Origin of the sequence: Pseudomonas sp. TCU-HL1 (genome assembly GCF_001708505.1) — a bacterium.
In the GTDB taxonomy this organism is placed as follows: Bacteria; Pseudomonadota; Gammaproteobacteria; order Pseudomonadales; family Pseudomonadaceae; genus Metapseudomonas.
Genome location: NZ_CP015992.1, coordinates 2,193,093 through 2,214,529, shown reverse-complemented (window position 1 = coordinate 2,214,529; position 21,437 = coordinate 2,193,093). Strand labels below are relative to the sequence as shown.

19 protein-coding genes and 3 tRNA genes are annotated in these 21,437 nt (G+C 65.7%); 3 read left to right on the top strand and 19 right to left on the bottom strand.

What is annotated here, in order from left to right:
* Positions 1-6: 6 nt before the first annotated feature.
* From THL1_RS10260 to THL1_RS10250, 3 genes are read right to left on the bottom strand one after another with little or no spacing between them, the layout of a single operon-like run.
* Positions 7-873 (bottom strand): rhomboid family intramembrane serine protease, encoded by an 867-nt coding sequence (locus THL1_RS10260; protein ID WP_069083169.1) that lies wholly within the window; start codon positions 871-873, stop codon positions 7-9.
* A complete protein-coding gene (locus THL1_RS10255; RefSeq protein ID WP_069083168.1) occupies positions 870-1,844 on the bottom strand; it encodes a metallophosphoesterase in 975 nt (324 codons plus the stop codon). The genes THL1_RS10260 and THL1_RS10255 overlap by 4 nt, the downstream gene beginning before the upstream one ends.
* Entirely contained in the window at positions 1,844-2,731 is an 888-nt protein-coding gene (locus THL1_RS10250) for an NAD(+) kinase (RefSeq protein ID WP_069083167.1), read from the bottom strand. The genes THL1_RS10255 and THL1_RS10250 overlap by 1 nt, the downstream gene beginning before the upstream one ends.
* Before the next feature lie 92 nt (positions 2,732-2,823).
* Here THL1_RS10250 and THL1_RS10245 point away from each other — a divergent pair, with 92 nt between their 5' ends.
* Positions 2,824-3,768, top strand: coding sequence for a DUF1853 family protein (locus THL1_RS10245; protein WP_069086469.1), 945 nt, complete (start codon positions 2,824-2,826; stop codon positions 3,766-3,768).
* A 91-nt stretch (positions 3,769-3,859) separates the two neighbouring features.
* Here the strand turns inward: THL1_RS10245 and THL1_RS10240 are convergent, their stop codons facing one another.
* The 6 genes from THL1_RS10240 to THL1_RS10215 all read right to left on the bottom strand — a co-directional run bounded on the left by THL1_RS10240 (position 3,860) and on the right by THL1_RS10215 (position 13,765).
* A complete protein-coding gene (locus THL1_RS10240; RefSeq protein WP_069083166.1) occupies positions 3,860-6,127 on the bottom strand; it encodes an Ig-like domain-containing protein in 2,268 nt (755 codons plus the stop codon).
* A gap of 31 nt (positions 6,128-6,158) precedes the next feature.
* The gene (locus tag THL1_RS10235) at positions 6,159-7,457 is read right to left on the bottom strand and encodes a hypothetical protein (protein WP_069083165.1); all 1,299 of its coding nucleotides are present in this window, start codon (positions 7,455-7,457) and stop codon (positions 6,159-6,161) included.
* A gap of 480 nt (positions 7,458-7,937) precedes the next feature.
* Positions 7,938-9,044 (bottom strand): cyclic nucleotide-binding domain-containing protein, encoded by a 1,107-nt coding sequence (locus tag THL1_RS10230; RefSeq protein ID WP_069083164.1) that lies wholly within the window; start codon positions 9,042-9,044, stop codon positions 7,938-7,940.
* Between the two features lie 4 nt (positions 9,045-9,048).
* Positions 9,049-10,014, bottom strand: a complete 966-nt coding sequence (locus THL1_RS10225) for a 1-aminocyclopropane-1-carboxylate deaminase/D-cysteine desulfhydrase (RefSeq protein ID WP_083246052.1) — start codon at positions 10,012-10,014, stop codon at positions 9,049-9,051.
* A gap of 70 nt (positions 10,015-10,084) precedes the next feature.
* Positions 10,085-11,455: a chromosome partitioning protein ParA gene (locus THL1_RS10220; protein WP_069083162.1), complete on the bottom strand. Its 1,371-nt coding sequence runs from the start codon at positions 11,453-11,455 to the stop codon at positions 10,085-10,087.
* 273 nt (positions 11,456-11,728) lie between these two features.
* Positions 11,729-13,765, bottom strand: coding sequence for an NADPH-dependent 2,4-dienoyl-CoA reductase (locus THL1_RS10215; protein ID WP_069083161.1), 2,037 nt, complete (start codon positions 13,763-13,765; stop codon positions 11,729-11,731).
* A gap of 241 nt (positions 13,766-14,006) precedes the next feature.
* Here THL1_RS10215 and THL1_RS10210 point away from each other — a divergent pair, with 241 nt between their 5' ends.
* Positions 14,007-14,939: a hydrolase gene (locus THL1_RS10210; protein WP_069083160.1), complete on the top strand. Its 933-nt coding sequence runs from the start codon at positions 14,007-14,009 to the stop codon at positions 14,937-14,939.
* The gene (locus THL1_RS10205; RefSeq protein WP_069083159.1) at positions 14,936-15,973 is read left to right on the top strand and encodes an AraC family transcriptional regulator; all 1,038 of its coding nucleotides are present in this window, start codon (positions 14,936-14,938) and stop codon (positions 15,971-15,973) included. Before THL1_RS10210 ends, THL1_RS10205 begins: the two co-directional genes overlap by 4 nt.
* 253 nt (positions 15,974-16,226) lie before the next feature.
* On the opposite strand, the gene THL1_RS10200 is transcribed toward THL1_RS10205, so the two are convergent.
* The 10 genes from THL1_RS10200 to gspG all read right to left on the bottom strand — a co-directional run bounded on the left by THL1_RS10200 (position 16,227) and on the right by gspG (position 21,432).
* Positions 16,227-16,303, bottom strand: a tRNA-Asp gene (locus tag THL1_RS10200).
* Positions 16,304-16,405: 102 nt separating this feature from the next.
* Positions 16,406-16,482, bottom strand: a tRNA-Asp gene (locus THL1_RS10195).
* A 36-nt stretch (positions 16,483-16,518) separates the two neighbouring features.
* Positions 16,519-16,594, bottom strand: a tRNA-Val gene (locus THL1_RS10190).
* A gap of 149 nt (positions 16,595-16,743) precedes the next feature.
* The gene (gspM, locus tag THL1_RS10185) at positions 16,744-17,262 is read right to left on the bottom strand and encodes a type II secretion system protein GspM (RefSeq protein ID WP_083245857.1); all 519 of its coding nucleotides are present in this window, start codon (positions 17,260-17,262) and stop codon (positions 16,744-16,746) included.
* 2 nt (positions 17,263-17,264) lie between these two features.
* Entirely contained in the window at positions 17,265-18,407 is a 1,143-nt protein-coding gene (gene gspL, locus THL1_RS10180) for a type II secretion system protein GspL (RefSeq protein ID WP_069083157.1), read from the bottom strand.
* The gene (gspK, locus tag THL1_RS10175; RefSeq protein ID WP_069083156.1) at positions 18,404-19,375 is read right to left on the bottom strand and encodes a type II secretion system minor pseudopilin GspK; all 972 of its coding nucleotides are present in this window, start codon (positions 19,373-19,375) and stop codon (positions 18,404-18,406) included. Before gspK ends, gspL begins: the two co-directional genes overlap by 4 nt.
* A complete protein-coding gene (gene gspJ / locus THL1_RS10170; protein WP_069083155.1) occupies positions 19,372-20,085 on the bottom strand; it encodes a type II secretion system minor pseudopilin GspJ in 714 nt (237 codons plus the stop codon). Before gspJ ends, gspK begins: the two co-directional genes overlap by 4 nt.
* Positions 20,082-20,471, bottom strand: a complete 390-nt coding sequence (gene gspI / locus THL1_RS10165; RefSeq protein WP_069083154.1) for a type II secretion system minor pseudopilin GspI — start codon at positions 20,469-20,471, stop codon at positions 20,082-20,084. The genes gspJ and gspI overlap by 4 nt, the downstream gene beginning before the upstream one ends.
* Positions 20,468-21,046, bottom strand: coding sequence for a type II secretion system minor pseudopilin GspH (gspH, locus tag THL1_RS10160; protein WP_069083153.1), 579 nt, complete (start codon positions 21,044-21,046; stop codon positions 20,468-20,470). Before gspH ends, gspI begins: the two co-directional genes overlap by 4 nt.
* Positions 21,046-21,432, bottom strand: a complete 387-nt coding sequence (gene gspG / locus THL1_RS10155; protein ID WP_237234830.1) for a type II secretion system major pseudopilin GspG — start codon at positions 21,430-21,432, stop codon at positions 21,046-21,048. Before gspG ends, gspH begins: the two co-directional genes overlap by 1 nt.
* Positions 21,433-21,437 lie beyond the last annotated feature (5 nt).

The window sequence follows — 21,437 nt, the reverse complement described above, 5'->3', positions numbered from 1 at the left end:
CGCATTCTACCGGCGCAGGCGAGCCAGGGCACCACCCATCAGTCCAGTGGCGCAGCCGGCGATGAGGCCTCCCACGTGGGCGCCGTTGGCGATGGCACCGAACCCCAAGGCGGTGATCAGGCCGGACAGGCACACCAGCAGCCAGATCAGCATCATCGCCATCACCCCTGACGGCAGCCGGTAGGCGGGGCACGGCGCCAGGCGCTGGAACACCCAGCAATGGCCAAGCAGGCCATAGAGCACGCCGGAAAGGCCACCGAACAGCGACGGGCCGCTGACGAAATACTGGGTGTAATCCGACACCAGGCTGAAGCCCAGAGTCAGTACCAGCAGCACCGGACCGCCCTGGCGCGCTTCGATGCGGCGACCCAGCTCCCAGAACCACATGCCGTTCATTGCCAGGTGCAGGATTCCGAAGTGGATCAGCATCGGCGTCACCAGCCGCCACCACTGCCCTGCCGCCAGGCCTTCATCCAGGGAGGTGAAGTAGATGTAATCGCCTTGGACCTCGAAGTCCTGGAAGCTCAGCCAGCGGATGACGGAGAAGTTGTCCCCCAGGTTGGTGAGTGCCGCCACCACCAGGGTTACGAGCAGCACCAGGCTGGTGACGCGGCTGGCCAAGAGCTGGGCGACGAATCCGGCCCGCGACACCTGCTGGGGCGCTTGCTGCTGCAACTGGAAATGCGGGTCGCCGTCGGGGAAGCGCTCGTAGAGACCGCGCACTTGCTCGGCCAGCTGCGCCCCCGGCACCCAGAGCACCTGCTCGCCGGATTCCTCGCTGACGCGGTAAGGCACCTCCAGGCGCTGCAACAGGGCAACGAAACCGGTGAGATCGACCGTCAGGGGCAACCGCATGACTTCAACCGCGCTCATCGGGGCTCCTCCGGTCGTTCCACATCCACCCAGACGAACTTGTCCGGGTCCAGCCGGCTTTCCTGGTCGAGCCGGTAGGCGACCAGCTTGCCGTACATCACCGCGCTGTAGTCGAGGCAGGCCAGGTTTCCGCGAATCGGGGCCGGGCGCCCGCGTCGCCAGTAGTGACCAACGAACAGGATCGGCTCCTGCGGGCCGTAGCTCAGCAACCGCGACTTGTGCGCCTTGGACAGCGGCTGGCTGGCCACTTGCTCAGGCAACGCGTCGGGCTGGAACACCACGTCGCCGTAAGTCTGCGGGTCTTCGGCCCAGAACTTTGTGCGGAACACCGAGCGGGTGAAGCCGTCGCTGCCGGTCAGGGTCATCCCGCCCGGCAGCGGCAGGTCGGTCCCCCGCAACAGGCGGTCGAACACGCGGCTGGCAAAGCTGACAGGGTCGGCTGCCGCCTTGATGAACGCCTCGTTGATTCGCCCGTCCGGGTGCATGTCCCGCAGGGCAGCGACCAGCTCACCGTCCCAGCACGCGTGAACCATCCGGAAGTGGCCACCGTCGAGGAACAGCGGCAGTTCGTAGAACCAACCGAGGAAATCCCGCCAGTCCGCCGGATGCCCCTCGAACTGCTCCAGGGTTTCCTTGATCAGCCGGGTGTGGCGCGGAGTGTGCTCGCGGACGAAGTGACGGCCGCTGCCCGGTGGCGCCGGCGTACTCCAGCCCAGTGCGTTGTACTCATGGTTGCCCATGATGCACAGCGCCTGCCGGGCCTCCACCATGGCATGCACCAGATGCAGCGCCTCACGGATACGGGGGCCGCGATCAATGATGTCGCCCAGGAACAACGCCATGCGCTGCGGGTGCTGCCAGACTTCGCCCCGCTTGCAGTAACCCAGGCGGTCGAGCAGGCGCTCCAGGGTGTGCGCGCAACCGTGGACGTCGCCGATCAGGTCGTAGCCACGGGCAGGATCGAGGCTCATCAGTCGCCTCCGCCGAGTCGGCTGCCCCAGCCCAGCTTGGTCCGGCAGACCTCGTAATAGTTGTGGTCCAGGGGGTGGATCAGGCGCAGCTTCTGCGGCTTCTTGGCCACCGTGATCGTGTCGCCCGGAGCGCAGGTGAAGTGGTTCTGCCCGTCGCAGGACACCAGCGGATAGATCTGCAGGTTGGGCGAAACGACGATTTTCAGCTCGCTGGTGCTGTCGACCACGATGGGCCGGCTGGACAGCGTATGCGGGTACATGGGCACGACCACGATGGCATCCAGCTTGGGATGCATGATCGGCCCCCCGGCGGACAGCGCGTAGGCAGTGGAACCGGTGGGGGTGGCGATGATCAGGCCGTCGGCCTTCTGGCTGCAGACGAACTGGCCGTCGATGTGCAGTTCGAACTCGATCATCCGCGTCGATTTACCGGGATGCAGCACCACGTCGTTAAGCGCGTCACCCTGGCCAATGGCCTCGCTGTGGCGGCGGACCTCGGCTTCCAGCAGGAAGCGCGTCTCGACGCTGTAGCGGCCTTCCAGCACTTCCGCCACCTTCACTTCCAGCTCGTCCGGACGGATATCGGTGAGGAAACCCAGGCTACCACGGTTGATCCCCAGCACCGGCACATTGTGCCGTGCCAGCGCCCGGGCGGCGCCGAGCATGCTGCCGTCGCCACCGACGACGATCACCAGATCACAGACCTCACCGAGGATCTTGCGTGACGACGTCTGCAGACCATGACCGGGCAGCACCTCGGCGATGGTGTCTTCGAGAATCACGTGAAGGTGGCGGTCCAGCAGGAATTTCTTCAGCCGGCGAATGGTGTCGAGCACATGGGGACTGCCCAGGCGACCGATGATGCCAACGTTGCGGAATTGCTCCATGGGGCTCCAGGGCGGATAGCAGGGAGAGGAATGGCGGAATTATGGGGGATAGCAGCGGACAGCGGCAAACCGCCGTCGGCTATGCTCGCAACATGCAAGCCTTCGAATCGCTGACCGACCTGCCCCGCCAGTTGCGCCACCCGGGTGTGCGCGACCTGGCCTGGGCCCTGCTTTCACCGCCACTGCTCAGCCAACCGCCCTGGCGCCAGCGCCACCCGTTGAGCGCCAGCGGCTGGGCCAGCCATCCCGAGCGCCTGGCCGAGTGGCTGCACCGGCTGGACCGGCAACCGGACATGCTCGATCACTGGCTGACGCAGGCGCCCAATCGACGTCTGGGCCTCTACTACGAGCGCCTCTGGCAGTTCGCCCTCAGCCAGGCACCGGACGTCGAACTGCTGGCGGCCAACCTGCCGATCCGCATTGCCGGACAAACCCTGGGCGAGCTGGACCTGTTGCTGCGCGACGCCGAAGGCGTGCATCACCTGGAACTGGCGATCAAGCTCTACCTGGGCCCGCGCCATGGCGATGGCGGCAGTCCCTCGCAATGGCTGGGTCCCGGCAGCCACGACCGCCTCGACCTCAAGCTGGAACACCTCAGCCAGCACCAGTTGCCGCTGTCATCCAGCCCCGAAAGCCGCCAGGCGCTGGACCAACTGGACGCCCAGCCGGCCAGCGCCGAACTTTGGCTCGGCGGCTACCTCTTCTACCCCTGGCCAGGCACCTGTACGGCGCCGCAGGGGGCCAATCCCTTGCATCTGCGCGGGCACTGGTTGCGCCAGAACGAACTGGACGACTTCCTCGGCCAGACCACTGACGGCCACTGGCAACCACTGCCCCGGCAAGCCTGGCTGGCGCCTGCGGCCAGCGACGCCGACGCCTGCTGGACCGAGGAGCATTTTCGCCAGTGGCGCGAACAACTCGAACCGGGCAGCCCGGCGCGCCTTCTGGTGCGACTGGTTCCGGACGGACAGGGCATCTGGCAGGAAGCTGATCGGGCCTTCGTGGTCAGCGACCGCTGGCCGTTGGCGCCGTTGTAGGACCGGGCAGGAATCTCGGTGCGCGCAGCGCACCCTACAAAAGCAGAACGCCCGCAGCCGTGACGGCCTGCGGGCGTTTACTGACTCCCCCTTACTGCACAGTCACCGGGCTGGTCCGCACGGTCCCAAAGGCCGAGCGCACAGTGGCGCTGGGGCTGTTGCTGGGCGCGATGCTGGAGTTGGTGACGGTCACGCGCCAGGTGCCATTGGCTGCCGGCGTCACGGTTCCCAGCAGGGTAACGCCGGAGCTGCTGGTCACCTCGACGCGGATGCTGTTGCCGACAGGGCGCGAGGTGGTGCCGCTGATATCCCAGTCGTAGCGCCGCGCCGACGGCGACAGGATGCCGAGGATGCCCGACACCAGCCCCCCCAGGCCGCCTGTTGCGCGCACCGTGGCCGAACCGATGCCCAGGGTTTCCGCCGGCACCTGTACCGGCGCCACGGACACGCTCACCGTTGCGACACCGGACAGGTTGCCCTGCGCGTCCTGGGCACGGTAGCTGAAGCGGGTGGTCAGCGGGCTGGCCAGGTTGGCCGGCGGCGTGTAGGTGGCGTTGGTGCCGTTGCCGGCAACGCTGCCCTGCCCGGTCGGTGGCTGGGTCAGGCTGGCCACACTCAGCACGCTACCTTCCGGATCGCTATCGTTGGCCAGCACGTTGATGGTGACCGGGTTCGGCGCCGTAGTGCTCGCCGAGTCGTCCCCCGCCACCGGCGGCTGGTTGCCGGCTACGGACACGGTGACCGTCGCCGGTGCCGAGAGCGCACCCAGGCTGTCCCGCGCCTGGTAGCTGAAGCTGGCAGTCAGCGGGCTGTCGAGGCCGGACGGCGGCGTATAGGTCACCGAAGCACCGCTGGCGACCACGCTACCCGTGCCCTGCGCCGGTTGGGTGAGGTTGGCGATGGACAGCGGCACATTGCCGTCCGGGTCGCTGTCATTGACCAGCACATTGATGCTCACCGGGGTGCCGGGCGCGGTACTGGCGGCGTCCGCCATGGCCACGGGCGGCTGATTGGCCGGGCCACCGGGCGCGCCGATGACCGTCACAGGCTCGGTATCCGCACCACCCGCCGCGGACTTCACTGTCACGAACGCTGGCGGCTGCGCCACCTCCACCGCAACCAGGCGCTGCTGAGTGCCAGTTGCCCGGGTCAGCGCACCGAAGCCTTCGGCCGCCAGGACAGGCACCTGCACCTCGTCGCTGGATTGCGCTTCGATGATCAGGGTGCGATCTGCAGCCGAGTACCGCGCCGAGTTGATTTCGACCGAGTCCATCAGCGGCTGGCTCAGGGTGGTCGGCGCAGTCTGGCCGCTGCTGTCGGTGGCAGTCACCACGATCTGCGGCGGCAAGCTGGCCGGGTTGCTGTCCAGCCCAAAGAACGTGCCGCTGTCGCTGCCGGTCATCTGGAACTGGCAGGGCGACGGCGGATCGCCCACCAAGTCGATGGACTCGCGGAAGCACAGGCTTGCGCCAGCGACTGAATTGCCAAAGACCGAGATCCAGGTACGGCCGGCACTGCGGCTGTAGCTGGCACGCGGGACTTCCAGGGACGTACCCGCGCGGCTGCTGAGGACCTTGCCCGACAGGCTGAACAGGTTGGTCTGGGCCACGCGCCCACCGGGTCCTTCGATGCGCACGTAGTTGGTCCCGAAGGGGCTGCCGGTAACCTGCTCGGTGAGGTTGGGGTCGCCAATGAAGGTTTCCAGCACTCCGGTCTGCGGATCGATTTCCCGATACGGACCATTGCGACTGACCAGGAACGGACCGACGTTGCCGGCCAGAGCACCGCGAAAATCACCCGGCGCGCTAATGCCGATGTCGCGGGTCATGTTGATGGCGCGACGTCCGGGGGCGGTGACGTTGAACGTGTCCACGCCGTAGGGATGGACCACCCGGTAGGTGCCCTCCACCGGCACATTCACCCGGATGCGGATGCGCGCAAAGCTCTGCTGGTCGCCCTGGCGCGGCACTTCGCTGGCGAAGGCCGCCTCGACACCAGCGACATAGGCTTCCAGCTCGATGCCATTGCCCGGATCGTCGATTTGGGCCTCGGCGAGCATCCAGAAACTCTCGTCGGGGAAGTTGCCCGGAAAGACAATGGGCTTGGTCTCGTCGAAAATACCGGGGCTGGGCAACAGGGTGCACATGAAATTACCCGGCGCCCGCGAGCTCTGCGCCTTGGACAGGCACAGTTCGAGCTTCAGCTTCGCCGCATCCGGGTCCGCCCGGTCCTGGTACCACAGGGGAAAGCCGCCGGTCGCCGCGGTGTACGGACCCGGGTCGACCGCGGCGAGCTGGGCCTGTGCGCTTCCGGCACCCAGCCCCATTACCATCGCAAGAACTACTGGCCACTTGTGCATGACAATCTCCATAGCAATCTGGGGTTTGCGCTCAGGGAAGAATCCGTACGTCTTCGGTGTCGCGGCCGCCGTTGGCGGAGATCACCGTGACGCGCGCCGGGGGAATCGGCGTGACCACCTGCTGCAGGCGACCGCCGACCAGAGCGCCGACGCCGTCGACCGTCAGCCCCGGTTGGCCGGTGCGGTCACTGGAGACGGCTTCCACCGTCAGCATGTTGTTGGCCAGGCTGTACTCGGCGCGGCCAATGGTCACCACGTCCACCAACGCGCTGGTCTTGCTGGTGGGCAGGCTGCCCGGCACCACGGCCGAGTTGTCCGCGCTGATGCTGACGCTGCCGGGGCCGCCCGGATCGCGGCCCGACTGGCCATACCAAGCACCCAGCACGGTGCCCTGCATGACCGTGGGCGTACCACCGGCGTCGGTGAAGCTGGCGCTGCCCCCCGGCGGTGGCGCCAGGACGAAGACATCCTGCTGCGTCTGCCCTGCCCCGTTCTCGCCACGGGAATAGGTGGTGCGGGAAACCTGCAGGGGCGTCGGCAACTGGACGCTGGAGAGCTTGCCGGAGACGGCGAACAGCCGGGTTTCCAGGCGCAATCCACCGGGGCCTTCGATGCGCACGAAGTTGGTGCCGAACGGGCTGCCCGTGACCTCTTCGGTCAGGTTCGGGTCGCCGACGAAGTTCTCCACCAGCCCCGTATCCGGGTTGGCTTCCTGATAAGGGCCATTGACGCTGCGCAGAAACGGCCCAACATCGCCCTTGAGCGCGCCCTGGAAATCACCCGGCACACCAATACCGATATCGCGGGTCATGTTGATGGCGCGCGTACCAGGTGCATCGACCCGGAACACGTCCACGCCGTATGGGTGGGTCACGGTGTAGGTACCGGCCGTGGGCACGGTCACCCGGATACGAATCCGGGCGAAGCTGACCTGGTCGTTCTCGGCGGGCAACTCACCGTTGAAGGCCGCCTCCACCGCAGACACGTACAGCAGGTCGATGCCACTGGCGGCATCGGTGATTGCGGCATCGCCCGTGAACCAGAAGGCCTCGTCAGGGAAGTTGCTGGGGAAACTGATGGGCTGGGTGTCGTCGAATACCCCGGGACTGGGCAGCAATGTACACATGTAGTTGCCGGGCACGCGGGAGCTCTGGGCCCTGGACAGACAGAGGTCCAGGGCCCAGCCATGAGTATCCTGGTACCAGGCCGCGAAGAAACCATTGGCGCGGGTCGGGGCTTCCCGGTCCACCGCGTAGAGTGCCGCCCGGACCGGTTGCAAACCAACGCCCAGAATCAGCGAAACTGCGACTGTTGTGGCTGTTATGCGCATGACATTGCCCTTCTATGCGGGTGAAGTTTCAGCCGTAGAAATGCCTGGGCGCTGACCACGAGGACGAGCCTCGGGCAATTACCCAAGTGCGGACGAGTAATGGGAAACGCGGCGCCAACCAGTCAGGAACAGCACACGCTGGCAGTTGCCCAGGTGTACCAGGACGCCCTGGCGAAGAACGCCGTACCTGCGGAGGCCGGCCACTCCAGGGGAGTGGCCCTCCGCGTCCTCAGCGTTGTTGAGCCCTCAGGGACACGCAACCGTATCAAGTCGTTAGTCGGAAAGTTAAACCGACTTTGGTGACCCAGTATTGGGCGTCGAAACAACTGGCTCAACTTCCTGAAAACTTGAACTCAAGTGCGGAGATATAAGGCGGGAGAAACGTTGGCTTACTTCCAATAGTGTCTGGCGAATATTGAAGCGGGTATTGATTACCCCACATCCGGGGCTCCCCCCATCGACACCAGGCCGACGAAGGGATCAGCGACTGCGCTCGACCCGACCACCGGAGCGGGCCAGGTAGCCGGCACCCACTTCGCTGATCAATGCATCGCGCTGCACGGCCGGCAGCGCGTCCAGCCCGTCGCGCAAGGCATAGGCGCGAAACCCCAGCTGGGAGAGCATGAACACGGCACTGGCACTGCGCTTGCCACTGTCGCAATAGCAGAGGTAGGTGCCGTCGCCATCGAGCAATCGCGCCTTCAGGCGCAACAGGTGCAACGGCATGTTCAGCGCCTGGGGTGCATGGGCGCGCTCGTACTCCTCTTGCAGGCGCACATCCAGCCATTGACCTCCGGCCCCCATCAGGCGCGCCGCCTCGCCCAGGCTCACCTCATCCACCACCGGTGCCTTGAGCAGTTCGAGGAAGTCCTCGCGGTCCAGGCGCTGCAGCACGCTATCCGCCAGCAGGGTAATGCTGGCGTTGCGTGGACAGTCGCCCAGCAGAGCCTCTTCGCCGAAACAGGCACCCACGTCGAGTTCGGCGAGCAATTGCTGGTCACTGCCTGCGCCACGAATGACCTCGGCGCGGCCGGATTGCAGGAAGTAGCAGCAATCACCCGCCTCCCCCTCAGTCACCACCTGGCTGCCGGCAGGCAACTCCATGCGCCGCAGCCGCTCCAGCATGCTACGTACGTTCGCCGGCGGCACCTTGGCCAGCAACGGGCTGGCCAGTAGCGATTCGAGCCACTCGCTGTCGCCCTCCGCACTCCGTTCCAGCAGCAGGTCCTGATGGGCGGAATTCCAGGTCAGCTGGCGCGCCAGGGTAGCGCTGTCGACGGCCAACAGGGAGCAGTCTCGCACCGCGAGTGCTTCGTGCAAGCGTGGCAGGCTCGGGGAAATGGGGTGACAACCGGCTTCACTGCCGGCCTCCAGGCGTACCTCTGCACCGTCGGCATCCCGCAGCACTAGCTCGCCGGAAAGCAGGTAGTAGCTCAAGCGCGCCTGATCACCGCGCCGGAACAGCAGTTGCCCCGCCAGCAGGGGCTGCGGCACCAGTTGCGCGCGCAACTCGCGCCACTGTTGCTCGGACAGCGCATTGAGCGGAACCAGGCTGCGCAATTGCTGGAGAGTCAGAGGTTCGCTCATGGAGTCATCCTTGTATTTCCACTGTCCGGTCAGTGTAGCCGGCCAGTTGCAACAGATCGGCCTGCATGGCCCGGCGTCCCTGCAGGCCACCGGTATGCAGCAGCACCAGGCGGCTACCCGCGGGGAGGCGGCCGGCACGTGCTTCGTCATGGATGGCCAGCAGGGCCTTCGCGGTGTAGAGCGGCTCCAGGGCTAACCCGCCCGCCTGCTCGCTCTCCAGGAGAAAACGCGCAAGCTCGGCATCCAGCCGGGCGAAGCCGCCGCGACTGGCATCGATCAGCTGATAGCCCCGGTCGGCGCACCCCGCCTCACCGAGGATGGCGCTCACCTGCCCGGCCACACCGTGGTCCGGCGGCACCGCCAGGGCGCCGATCACCGGATGCGCGCCCGCCTCGCCCAGCACCAGCCCGGCCAGGGTGGTGCCGGTGCCGACGGCGGTCCACAGGCTGTGGTAGTCACTCCAGCCAAGGACCGTCAGTTGCTCGCGGATCATCCCCACCAGTTCGGCGCAGCCCCGGGCACCCGCCAGCCCGCCGCCGCCCTCGGGAACGGGCTGAAAACACGGGTATCGCTGCAGCCAGGGCTCCCAGAAGCCCGGCTGGTGGCGCGCGCGATAGCCGCCATAACCCAGCCAGTGAAGCCGCATGCCGAAACCTTCGAGATCGCGCACGGTGGGCGAATCCAGGGGCTCTCCGCGCAACAGGCCGACCGTGGGAAAACCGAAGCGAGCACCGGCCGCAGCCAGGGCGTGAAGATGATTGGAGTGCGCACCGCCGAGACTGATGACACCCTCGGCACCGGCACGCTCAGCCTGGGCCAGGTAGGGGGCCAGCTTGAACCATTTGTTGCCCGACACCCGCGTGTCCAGGGCATCCAGGCGCAGCACGGCCAGCTCCAGCCCAGCGGCGGTCAGCCAGTTCAGGCGCAGAGGTTCGAGCGCGGCGCGAGGGTTCCAGTCAGGCAGGATCAGGGGCAAGTTCGAGTCCGTTGGCGGCCATTTCAGGGGCACAAGGATAAATCAGGGACGCATGCGGTTCCGCTCAACCCGCAGTACGCAATCGTCCTCCCGCCCGGTGACGGGGGCAGCAGTTGGACTCGCCAGCGACGAAACGGCTCGGCGCCTCGACGCGATCGATGGGCATACTGCAACGCTCGCCGTTAGGCAGGCTGGCCTCGCAGGTGGGCTGCTGATAGTGGGCCAGCCACTGGCGATACTGATTCTCGGAAACGAAGCACTTGGCTGCGGCATACGCCAGGGGGTTGTCCTGGTAGCGCGCGATATCGGACAGCGGAATGGTCAGATGGCCGGCGCCCGGGTGATAGACCACGAACACGACACCCAACTGCGCCAGGCGCTCCAGCATCAGCGAGCCGGACTGCCCTTCCAGCGCGTCGCATTCGTGGCGAAGGCGGTTGACCTCAGCCTGCAGCTGGGCATCCAGCTGGTCCCGGTAGGCCAACTCGACATCGCGAATCGCCAGTTGTTCGCGGTATTCGGCCACGGCCGCGGCAACCCGCGCCTGGAGCTCGCCCTCGAACTGGGCGCGCAGGATGTCAGCCTCGGTTCGCCCGTGACGTTCCAGGGCCCGTAGCTGCACGTTCATTTCTTCACGGCTGCTCTGATAGCGCTCCGACTCGCTGACCAACTGCGCCTGCAGGCCCGCATTGGCCTCTTCCTGCTCGCGCAGGGCATGCTGCAGGGCGCGGATCTGCTCGTGCAACGCCGTGTTGCTCTGGTCGGCAGCCTGGCGCACGCGCGCCATGGCTTCTTCGTTCTGCTGGCTAAGGGAGCTGAGGCGCAAACGCTGCTGTCGGACCAGTTGAGCGGTCTTCAGGCGGTGCTCCTTTTCCATCTTCTCCGCCAGTTGCTCCGCCATTTCCCTGGTGATCTCCGGCGGGGCGTACCAACTGTCCTCAGGCGCCACTTGCAGCCGCTCGGCATCCAGCACAGTAGGCAACTCCTCTTCCACCAGAATCCCGAGGCTGTTGCCCTTGATGGCGTCGCGCAGCAACGCCAGGTCATTGCGGTCGGCGTTGAGGCTCGGGTCCCAGAGGTGCATCTGCTGCCAGGACACCGGGCACTGGCTGCGACAGGCCAGGCGGATGGGCCCCGCGCCCAGGTCCGGCCCGCGCCCGGCACGCTCAGCGAGCTGGCGCAGGGGCAGGTTCCAGCCGGTGTCGGCGCGACCGTCTTCGTCGAAGTCGAGGTAGAAAAAGACCACCGCGCGCACTTGCAGTCGCGGGTTGACCATCAGGTAGGCCAGTTGCATCTGGCAGTCGGAGAATTCCGGCAGACCAACCACGCCGTCGAGGATGGCTTCGAACTCTGAAAAGAGCATCTGCTTGCAGATGCCGCGGTCGTTGAAGAACACGACGGCTTCCACCTGTTGCGGCTTCTTCAGCATGCTCATCGCTCTACCTCTGGCTCGGCGTGGTCAATCACGGCGGGCGTTGACGGGGTGATCGAGGTGCGCGGGTTTCGCCTGCACGCACTGATCCGGACTTTAGAAAAGTCTAGGGGAAATCAGCCGCCGAGCAATGTGACTGGGTTGGCAAGTGCCCGGCCATTGGAGCCTGTCAGACCAGTGGCAAGGCAAAAATGTGACGTGGTTTGGGCTGTAAAAGCACCGCCCGGTGCGGGACCGGGCGGCGAAGCGGTTTCACGATCTGGCGTGATCAGGCCCTCAGAGTTCGGCGGCCAGGCGCGAACCTTGATTGATGGCGCGCTTGGCATCCAGTTCGGCAGCCACATCAGCGCCACCGATCAGGTGAACGTTCTGACCAGCAGCCACCAGGCCATCCCGCAGCTCACGCAGCGGGTCCTGGCCAGCGCAGACGATCACGGTGTCCACCGGCAGCACCAGCGGCTCACCCTCGGCGACACGGATGTGCAGGCCGGCGTCGTCGACCTTGAGGTATTCCACCGAGTTGAGCATCTGCACCAGCTTGTTCTTCAGGCCGGTGCGATGAATCCAGCCGGTGGTCTTGCCCAAGCCATCACCCACCTTGGATTTCTTGCGTTGCAGCAGGAATACCTGGCGCGCCGCCGCGTGCGGCTGGGCCTTGATTCCGGCAACGCCGCCACGGGCCTCCAGGGCGCCGTCAATGCCCCATTCCTTCCAGAAGGCCTCGCGGCTGAGGCTGGTGGACTCGCCATGATGAGTGACGAACTCGGACACGTCGAAGCCGATACCGCCTGCGCCGATCACCGCCACCTTTTGCCCCACTGGCTTGCGCTCGAGGATGGCGTCCAGGTAGCCGATCACCTTCGGGTGATCGATACCGGGGATTTCCGGGGTGCGAGGGGCGATGCCGGTGGCCAGGATGATTTCGTCGAAACCGCCCTTGGCCAGGTCCTCGACCGAGACGCGGGTGTTCAGGCGCAGGTCGACGCCGGTGGTTTCCAGCTTGCGCTTGAAGTAGCGCAGGGTTTCGAAGAACTCTTCCTTGCCCGGCACGCGCTTGGCCACATTGAACTGGCCGCCGACTTCAGCAGCTGCGTCGAACAGGGTCACGCTGTGGCCACGCTCGGCGGCTACGGTAGCGGCGGACAGACCGGCGGGGCCAGCACCCACTACCGCGATTTTCTTCACGGTGGTGGTGGGGACGTAGTTCAGCTCGGTCTCGTGGCAGGCGCGCGGATTCACCAGGCAGCTAGTCAGCTTGCCGCCGAAAGTGTGGTCCAGGCAGGCCTGATTGCAGCCGATGCAGGTGTTGATCTCGTCGGCACGGCCTTCGGCGGCCTTGTTGACGAAGTCCGGGTCGGCGAGGAACGGGCGGGCCATGGACACCATGTCGGCGTCACCTTCGGCCAGTACCTGTTCGGCCACTTCCGGCGTGTTGATTCGATTGGTGGTGATCAGCGGGATTTTCACCTCACCGCGCAGCTTGGCGGTGACCTTGGTGAAGGCCGCGCGCGGCACCTTGGTGGCGATGGTCGGGATACGCGCTTCGTGCCAGCCGATACCGGTGTTGATGAGGGTCGCGCCAGCCGCCTCGATGGCTTTGGCCAGGGTGACGATCTCGTCCCAGGTGCTGCCGCCTTCCACCAGGTCGAGCATGGACAGGCGGAAGATAATGATGAAGTTCGGACCTACCGCCTCACGGACACGGCGGACGATCTCCACCGCCAGGCGCATGCGGTTCTCGTAGCAGCCACCCCAGCGGTCGGTGCGCTGGTTGGTATGAGCGGCAAGGAACTGGTTGATGAAGTAGCCCTCGGAACCCATGATCTCGACGCCGTCGTACTCGGCCTGCTGGGCCAGCGTCGAGCAGGTGACGAAATCCTGGATCTGCTTCTCAATGCCCTCTTCATCCAGCTCGTTGGGTTTGAAGGGGTTGATCGGTGCCTGGATGGCGGACGGCGCTACTTGCTTGGGGTTATAGGCGTAACGGCCGGCATGGAGAATCTGCATGCAGATTTTGCCGCCCGCCTCGTGCACCGCGCGGGTGACGATCTTGTGCTTTTCGGCCTCTTCCGCGGTGGTCAGCTTGGCCGCACCGGCATAGACGCCACCTTCGGCGTTCGGGCCAATGCCCCCCGTCACCATCAGGCCAACGCCACCGCGGGCGCGCTCGGCGAAATAGGTGGCCATGCGCTCGAAGCCGTTGGGCTTCTCTTCCAGGCCAGTGTGCATGGACCCCATCAGGGTACGGTTGCGCAGTGTGGTGAAGCCCAGGTCGAGGGGTGCAAGCAGGTGCGGGTAACGGGTGGCGGTCATGGTTCCTCCACAACAGGCGGTGCTATTCACGGAATGCCCCTGGCCTCTGGTTCTCGATGGAAAGCGCGACTTTCGAACCGAACCAACGGGCCGGGGTCGGTTATGGGGCAGACGATAAAGAGCGGACCTGGCTGGCTCAATGATCAGAAATGACAAGTTACTGATCACAACTGACAGCCTCCCTTGGCAATCGCCTTCACCTCCCCTACCCTGATCGGCATCCCCGAGGCCCGGATACGCCATGCGCAAACTGCTGACGCCCCTGATCGCTGCCATCCTGGTGAGTTGCCTGACCGCCTATACGGTCTGGACCGGCGAACGGCCGCACGCCCATTACCTCTCCGACCTGCGCGCCAGCCTGACCAGCGACAGCGGCACAGCCGGAATCAGCGGCAACTTGCTGGCGATTCGCCCGGCGCTCTACCCCAGCGACTACCGTGACCCGGACCTGCTGCGAATGAAGCTGGCCGCCGCACTGGACCTGGCGCGCACCCAGGGGCTGCTTAACGAGAAAACAGTGGTCGCCCTGCCCGATCACATCGGCACCTGGCTGTTGCTGCGCGACGAGAAACACAACCTCTATCAGGCGCGCTCGTTCGCCGAAGGCGGCAAGCTGCTGACCCTCAGTCACCCGACACTGCTTGGTCGATTGTTCCTCCAGGGCCAGGACCTGGAAGAAGCGCTGCTGCGCGCCAAGGCCCGCCGCATGGCGCGGGACTACCAGAAACTCTTCAGCCGCCTGGCCAGTGAGTACCGGGTGACCGTCCTGGCCGGCTCCATCCTGCTACCCTCGCCCTACCTGAAGGAAGGCAAGCTGCGCAGCGGCCATGGCGCCCTCTACAACCTGGCATTGGCCTTTTCTCCGGATGGGCAGCTGCTGGGCGAACCTTACAGCCAGCCCTGGCCGCAGAGCGCCAGGAGCGAGTCCAGCCAGAGCCTGCAAACCGCCAGCGGGTTGGTAACCATCACCCGCAGCTGGAGCCAGGGCTACCCGCAAAGCCAGGTGACCCTCAGCGATGGCCAGGTCAGCGCCAGTGAAGCGCTCTTCCTGCGCGGCCGTCTCTGGCCGCTGCACAACGCACCCGCCGGCAGCGAGCTCACGCCTGCTGCGGTACCGCAGGCCAGCCAGGCACCCGGCAGCCACCTCCTGAACGCCTGGCTGGGCGACCAATGAAAGCGCAACGGGTCAAGCTGGGCGACCTTTCAGTGAGTTCCGTACTCAGCATGGTGGCGGCGCTGGAACAGGCCGGCCACTGCGCGACGGAGCTGCTGGAACGCTTTGGCCTCGACGCCAGGCGTTTCGCCGATCCCCAGGGGCGCCTTTCGATCCCGCGCTACATGCGCCTCGGCCACGCCGCCATCCAGCTCAGCGGCAACCCCGCACTGGGCCTGGCCATGGGTCGTCTCAGCCGCCTCAGCCAGCTCGGGCTCGCGGGCGTCTGCGCTGCCCAGGCACCGAACCTGCGCGAAGCGGGCCGCGCACTGACCCGCTTCGAGCGACTCTATGCCAGTAACTATCGCGGGCAGTCGAGCTTCCACGAGGACAGCAAGGGCGCCTGGCTGCGCTTCTACTCCATCAGCCCCTACAACGCCTACAACCGCTTCGTGGTGGACTCGGTGCTGGCAGGCTGGCAAAGCCAGCTGAGCCAACTGGCCGGTAGCGGCATCCGCATCGAGAAAGTGGAGATCGAGTTCCCCGCACCGGACTATGCGGAACGTTATGCCGAGCATTTCGGCTGCCCGGTGGAGTTCGAAGCGGGCGCCAACCAGATGCGTCTGTCCCTGGAAACCCTTGCACAACGCGGCAGCGATCACTGCCCGAGCACCTGGAGGCAGTTGCTGGATATCTGCGAACGGGAATTGCAGCAGCTGACCCGCACCCGCAGCCTGCGCGAACGCATCACCCAATTGCTGGGTCCATTGCTGCACGGGCGGGAACCGGACCTGGAAGAAGTGGCGGCACGCCTGCAAATGCCCAGCTGGACCTTGCGCCGCAAACTGGCCGAGGAAGGCACGCAGTTCCGCGCCATCCTCAACGAAACCCGCCGCGACCTGGCCATGGCCTATATCCGCGACACCGAACTGGCCTTCGGCGAAATCGCCTATCTGCTCGGATTCGCCTCGGCCGAAGCCTTCCAGCGCGCCTTCAAGCGCTGGAGCGGCAGCACGCCCGGCGAGTTCCGCCGTGCCCAGCGCCAGGCGGGCTAATCACATTTCAGTAGCGTCGTCGGCCGGATCTACCGGGTCCTGCTCAGTGGCGTGGACATCGAGAATCTCTTCCTGGTAATCGTCCATTGGTGGTTCCTCCTGTTTTCGTTGGAATTCATGGAAACAAAGACCATGCCAAGAATGTAACGATCCTAGGTGACCGGAAAATTACCCCAGCTCGGTTGGTATCGACCGATTGGCGAAGCGGAAAAGAAAAAGCCCCCAGGTATTGCTACCTGAGGGCTTCTCTATATGGCGCAGCGGACGGGACTCGAACCCGCGACCCCCGGCGTGACAGGCCGGTATTCTAACCGACTGAACTACCGCTGCGTGTCGGTTGGACTTGCGTCCAGTGGAACCTTTGCTTCGTCTGGCAACCTGGCCCAGTGGACCTTGCCGCCTCATGCCCGAGTGACTCGAACATGGAAAATATGGCGCAGCGGACGGGACTCGAACCCGCGACCCCCGGCGTGACAGGCCGGTATTCTAACCGACTGAACTACCGCTGCGCGTCGGCCGGACTTTCGTCCGAATATCACAAGATATGGTGGGTGATGACGGGATCGAACCGCCGACCCTCTGCTTGTAAGGCAGATGCTCTCCCGGCTGAGCTAATCACCCATCGCCTTGCGAGGCGCGCAATTTACGCAGAGGGCTCTGCTAAGTCAACACCCTGTATGGAATTTTTCTTCAAACAGGTTCGCGGGCGACGCCGTCATGCCATGCAGCATCGCACCGCAGCGGTGCATCCGCACTCGCACGGAGCAGTTTCAGCCGCCAACCTTCAGCGAGACCCTTGCCGTAACGCGGCCATCCTCGCTGCGGTCCAGCCCCGCTTCGTCGATACGCACCCCCTGCCCTTCCAGCACGCCGAACCAACGCAACAGCACGGGGAAAGCCGCCGGCTGCAGGTTCACCTGCACCGCTCCCGGTGCATCGCTGTCGATGCGCTCGACGGCAAGGCCCTGTTCGGCCGCCGTGGCCGTGACCAGGCCCTGCAGGCGCTCAGGGTCGACCTGACTCTGCGGCTGGCTTTGTACCGTCCGCGCCTGGGGTGCATGAAGTTGCAGGTAGGCGTGCAAGCCACGCTGGGTCTCGAAGTAGTCCCGCGCACTGGCCAGGCGGCGTTCGGCCGGCAGCCAGAGCAGCAAGTAGAGCAGCACCAGGCCGAGGAACAGGCCCAACCCCAGCAATGCCATGCGGTCCCGCGACGGTATTGCCCGCCAGCGCCGTCCCAGGGCCGAAGCCTGCCATTGCGTCTGGAGCGGCGTCTTGATTGCGTCGAGCATCTTCATCCTCCTATCACCATCCGGGCACTGACGCCGCTCTGGTCGCGGCTGGCCGACCCCATTTGCACGGAAAGCCCGCTGCCAATCAGCCGCTCACGCAGTCGCTCCAGGGCATCGAAGCCCGGTGCCTGCACCTGCAGCGCGAGATCACCCCGTGTTTCGCTGAAATCCAGTTGCTGTACCCGCACCTGCGCGCCTTCGGCAATCAACGCCTGAGCCGCCTGCCCCAGCAGCGCCAGCAGCCGGCTCTGGCCCGAGGTCGAGCCTTCGGCCAAATGCTGGTCGAACTGCGCCCGCAGGTTCACCAGCTTGTTGTCCTGTGGGAACAACTCGCGGTAGAGCGCTTCATTGGCCTCGGCGTAGGTATCTCCCTGGCGTTGCAGTTGCCAGGCCTGAGCCAGATTGAAGCCCCACTGCAACAGTAGCCAGACGCCCACGAGCCCCAGCAGCGGCTTCCAGCGGGACCAGGGCTGGAGCTCTTCTCTCAGGGTGAATTCGCCCTGAGCCAGGTCACTGCCCTTCTGCGCCGCCAGCCAGCCATGGGCGTCGCTGTCTTCGCGCCAGTCCTCCACCCCCTCCAGCGTCTGCCGCTCGACCGGGGCATGGCCATTGCGCGGCGCTGGGCAGGCCGCCAGCAGATGGGGCCAATCCTGCTCCTCGAAGCTGAGCCGTGTACTGCCCTCCCCCCCCAACAGCCAGCGCTGGTCCAGCCAGAGCAGTTGGGTACCTTGCTCCGGCAACAGGTCGGCATCGATCTGTATGGCCCCGGGTGCCGGACCCAGCTTGCCAGCCAGTTCCAGCCAACCCGCCAGCCAGTTGCGGCGCACGGCAAAGACCCGGTGACGGCCATCGGCGAGGGCGCCACCGAGACCCAGGTGAAAACTCTCCACGTCTTCGGCCAGCAGTTCCTCCACCGCAAAGGGCAATGCCTGGCGCAACCAACGCCCCTTCTGCGTCGGCAGGCGGGCGGCGCAACAGGTCACCGCCTCCACCGGCAGGATCAGCCGCCAGGGCGGCGTGACCTCTTCCAATGCCCTGGCCAGCGGCAGGCGACGGCCACCGCCTCCCTGCCAGAGCAGCACCTCCAGTTCGGCGTCCAACTGATTGCAGGCGGCCACCGGGAGAAAGATGCAAGCCTGTGTCATGACTGCGGCTCCTTGACGGGCGATGACGGCAGGCCGCCTTGCCCGAGATCACGAGAGAGAACACGTACCTTGCCGTCGCTGCCGCGCTGCAGGGTACTGACCAGAACCTGACGGCGACCCGCGAGGCGTACTTCGCTGATCACCTGGAAATAGTGACTGCCCACTGCCAACCCCTGGGCCTCGAGCCCCATCCCAGCCAACGCCGGCTGGCCGAGGAAGGCATCGAGACTGCGAAATCCCGTGGCGCCCCGCGCCGCAATCAGCAACCCGCCACTGTCCCCACTCAGGTTATCGGCCAGGGTGGAGAGCACCATGGCGCTGGCGGTGTTGACGTTGAGGGCGGAGTCCGACGGCAATACCGTGACGAAGGGCAGCAACTTGCGGTAGTCCACTTCCGTCATGCCTAACACTAGGCGCAACTCCGATACGTCGCTCATCGCGTGATTGGCCGCGCGGTACGGCGGCTGCAGCAGCAGGTACTGGTTGTCTTCGGCGCCGTTGGGGCCATAGGGCTCCTCATCGGGGTCCAGCCAGTCGACCAGACGCTCGGTGTAAGGCGCCTCGATCCCCAGGCGCAGCAAGAGGCGGCGGAACTGGCGAATGCCCTGCTCGTTCAGTTGGCCGTTACGCACCAGACTATTGAGATTGAAGCGCCCGCTGGCATCTTCGATGCGCACGCTCAAGGAGCCGCCGTCATCGAGCTGGAAGGTGCTCAGCGGCCGCGCCCAGGCTTCACCGAAATGATCCACCGGCGTGCGCGGGTCACCCTGGCGCAGGTCGCGCACGAGGATGGCCTCGGCCAAGGCCTCGCCACCCAAGGCGTACTGGGCGACCTGGCGCAGGTGCAGCTCATTGCCGCTGGAACGGATGGACAGCTGGGTGCGTGCGATCAGGCCCGCGCACACCACCGTAACCACCGCCACCACCAGCAGCACGGTGAGCAACGCGACACCGGCTTGCCGCTTCATTGCGTGGCCTCCTGTTCGCTGCCATCCTGCTGGCCATTCTGCGGCGTCTCCTGCTCGCCATCCTGCGAATCCTCACCGGCCTGTGGAGCCTGCCTTGGCGGGTTCTCCACCAGCCGCACGATCCGGCGCAGTTCGCCATAGCGGCGATGCTCCAGGGCCAGCTCCAGGGCACGCGGCAAGCGGTCCAGGCGTTCGTCGTCCGACAGCCCGGCCGGCGGCCAGCTGTCCTGCCAGTCACCGCTGTCATCCATGTAGCGCAGCTTCAGGGCGGTAACGCCATCCAGCGCAGCCTGCACCTGCGGCAGGCTGTCCTGTGCCTGGTCCAGCGCGGTCCAGTAGCGCCGTTCCAGGCGCTCGCCGGACAGTTGCCAGCGCACCCGCTGCAAACGTGAGCGCTGAGTACCTGTGGGGTTGCGCCAGCCGCCGCGCGTCAGCTCCAGCGTGTCGTCGTCGCCCTGGTGCTCCCCCAGCAGCGCAGCACGGGACTCGCCATAGGCATCGCGAATCGGCCGGGATTCCACCTGGCGCACGTCCCGCTCGAAGGCTGAAACGGCTCGCACCAGCTCACGCAACTGTTGCTCCTGGATGCGTGTGGCTTCGTCGCTGTCGAGCACGGCGCCGAGCATGCGCCAGGTGCCGAGGGCCAGCAGTGCAAAGATGGCGATGGCGATCAGCAGCTCCAGCAGGGTGAAACCCGCAACACGCTTCATGGCGTGCTCCCGACGAAGCCCACCAGGCGCACCGTGGCCCGCTCTTCCAGCTTGCCGCCAGTACCTCGGGTCGGACGCGGCGCCACCCAGAGGGTGACGCGCCGCAGGGCCGGGTCACTGGTGCCCTCGATCTGGCTCAGCCACTCCCAGCGTCGCCCGGCAAAATCCAGTTCACCCTGGTCGCGCCCGCTGCCTGGCGGAGTCTCCCGCAACTGGAGCTCGGTCAACCGGTTGTCTGCGATCCACATCGCCAGGGTCTTGTCTTCCAGGCGTGAGGCAATCTGCAGGCTGCGCGCGCTGGCGGTGAGTACGCTGGCGGCAACCACGGCGAAGACCGCCAGGGCCACCAGCACTTCGATCAGGGTGAAGGCTCGACTGGCTCTCATCCAGCGCGCCCCTTGCCGCTCAGGTTTTCCACGCGCGGCAGGCGGAAACCGTCACTGGATAGCTGCAGGCGCAGCCCATCCTTACGCCGCTCGCCCAGTTCCAGGCGAAACGGGCTGAGTTCGCCACTGGAAAGAATGATCAGCTGCGGCACGGGCCGCGCATCCTTGGTCTTTTTCCCCTCCTTGTCCGGCGCGGGAAGTGCCAGGGGCTCACCTTCCAGTTCAATGCTCAGTTCAGCCCACTCGGGCAATTGGCGAGCGTCATCGGACAGCGCCCGCCAACGGCTGGTGGTTTCGTCATAGAAAAACACCTGGTAGCCATCGCGTTCGATGCGCAGGCCATATTCACGGTTATCCAGCACCGCCTCATCGGCGAGCACGCCGATCAGACCGGCGAGGCGTTCGGCTTCGTTCCTGAGTTCGCGGGCCGGGCCTGCGACGCCGGAGCTGATCACCGCCAGACCGGCGAGGCAGCCGATGACCACCATCACCACCAGCACCTCGATCAGGGTGAAACCCGCGGACGCCAGGGCACCGGGAGCCCGGTCAATGCCGCCCTGCCGCCCACCGCTCATCAGTTGTCCCAGTTGGCGATGTCGGCGTCGTTGTCGCTGCCGCCTTCCTTACCATCGGCCCCCAGGGAATAGAGGTCGTAGGTGCCCTTGCTGCCCGGAGACAGGAACTGGTACGGATTGCCCCAGGGATCGACCGGCAACCTCTTCAGGTAGCCGTCCTTGTTCCAGTTCTTCGCCGGCGGATTGCCGGACGGCCGGCTCACCAGCGCCTCCAGGCCCTGCTGGGTGCTGGGATAAGAGAAGTTGTCCAGCTTGTACATGTCCAGGGCGGCGCCAATGGCCTTGATATCGCCCTTGGCCACCGTGACCTTGGCCTGGTCGGGACGGTTCATCACCTGCGGCACCACCAGCGCGGCAAGGATGCCGAGGATGACCACGACGACCATGATTT

What these genes read in the sequence shown, in the direction of transcription:
- THL1_RS10260 (WP_069083169.1), bottom strand. Translation starts at nt 873, where the DNA reads ATGAGCGCGGTTGAAGTCATGCGGTTGCCCCTGACGGTCGATCTCACC.
- THL1_RS10255 (WP_069083168.1), bottom strand. Translation starts at nt 1,844, where the DNA reads ATGAGCCTCGATCCTGCCCGTGGCTACGACCTGATCGGCGACGTCCAC.
- THL1_RS10250 (WP_069083167.1), bottom strand. Translation starts at nt 2,731, where the DNA reads ATGGAGCAATTCCGCAACGTTGGCATCATCGGTCGCCTGGGCAGTCCC.
- THL1_RS10245 (WP_069086469.1), top strand. Translation starts at nt 2,824, where the DNA reads ATGCAAGCCTTCGAATCGCTGACCGACCTGCCCCGCCAGTTGCGCCAC.
- THL1_RS10240 (WP_069083166.1), bottom strand. Translation starts at nt 6,127, where the DNA reads ATGCACAAGTGGCCAGTAGTTCTTGCGATGGTAATGGGGCTGGGTGCC.
- THL1_RS10235 (WP_069083165.1), bottom strand. Translation starts at nt 7,457, where the DNA reads ATGCGCATAACAGCCACAACAGTCGCAGTTTCGCTGATTCTGGGCGTT.
- THL1_RS10230 (WP_069083164.1), bottom strand. Translation starts at nt 9,044, where the DNA reads ATGAGCGAACCTCTGACTCTCCAGCAATTGCGCAGCCTGGTTCCGCTC.
- THL1_RS10220 (WP_069083162.1), bottom strand. Translation starts at nt 11,455, where the DNA reads ATGAGCATGCTGAAGAAGCCGCAACAGGTGGAAGCCGTCGTGTTCTTC.
- THL1_RS10215 (WP_069083161.1), bottom strand. Translation starts at nt 13,765, where the DNA reads ATGACCGCCACCCGTTACCCGCACCTGCTTGCACCCCTCGACCTGGGC.
- THL1_RS10210 (WP_069083160.1), top strand. Translation starts at nt 14,007, where the DNA reads ATGCGCAAACTGCTGACGCCCCTGATCGCTGCCATCCTGGTGAGTTGC.
- THL1_RS10205 (WP_069083159.1), top strand. Translation starts at nt 14,936, where the DNA reads ATGAAAGCGCAACGGGTCAAGCTGGGCGACCTTTCAGTGAGTTCCGTA.
- gspM (WP_083245857.1), bottom strand. Translation starts at nt 17,262, where the DNA reads ATGCTCGACGCAATCAAGACGCCGCTCCAGACGCAATGGCAGGCTTCG.
- gspL (WP_069083157.1), bottom strand. Translation starts at nt 18,407, where the DNA reads ATGACACAGGCTTGCATCTTTCTCCCGGTGGCCGCCTGCAATCAGTTG.
- gspK (WP_069083156.1), bottom strand. Translation starts at nt 19,375, where the DNA reads ATGAAGCGGCAAGCCGGTGTCGCGTTGCTCACCGTGCTGCTGGTGGTG.
- gspJ (WP_069083155.1), bottom strand. Translation starts at nt 20,085, where the DNA reads ATGAAGCGTGTTGCGGGTTTCACCCTGCTGGAGCTGCTGATCGCCATC.
- gspI (WP_069083154.1), bottom strand. Translation starts at nt 20,471, where the DNA reads ATGAGAGCCAGTCGAGCCTTCACCCTGATCGAAGTGCTGGTGGCCCTG.
- gspH (WP_069083153.1), bottom strand. Translation starts at nt 21,046, where the DNA reads ATGAGCGGTGGGCGGCAGGGCGGCATTGACCGGGCTCCCGGTGCCCTG.
- gspG (WP_237234830.1), bottom strand. Translation starts at nt 21,432, where the DNA reads ATGGTCGTCGTGGTCATCCTCGGCATCCTTGCCGCGCTGGTGGTGCCG.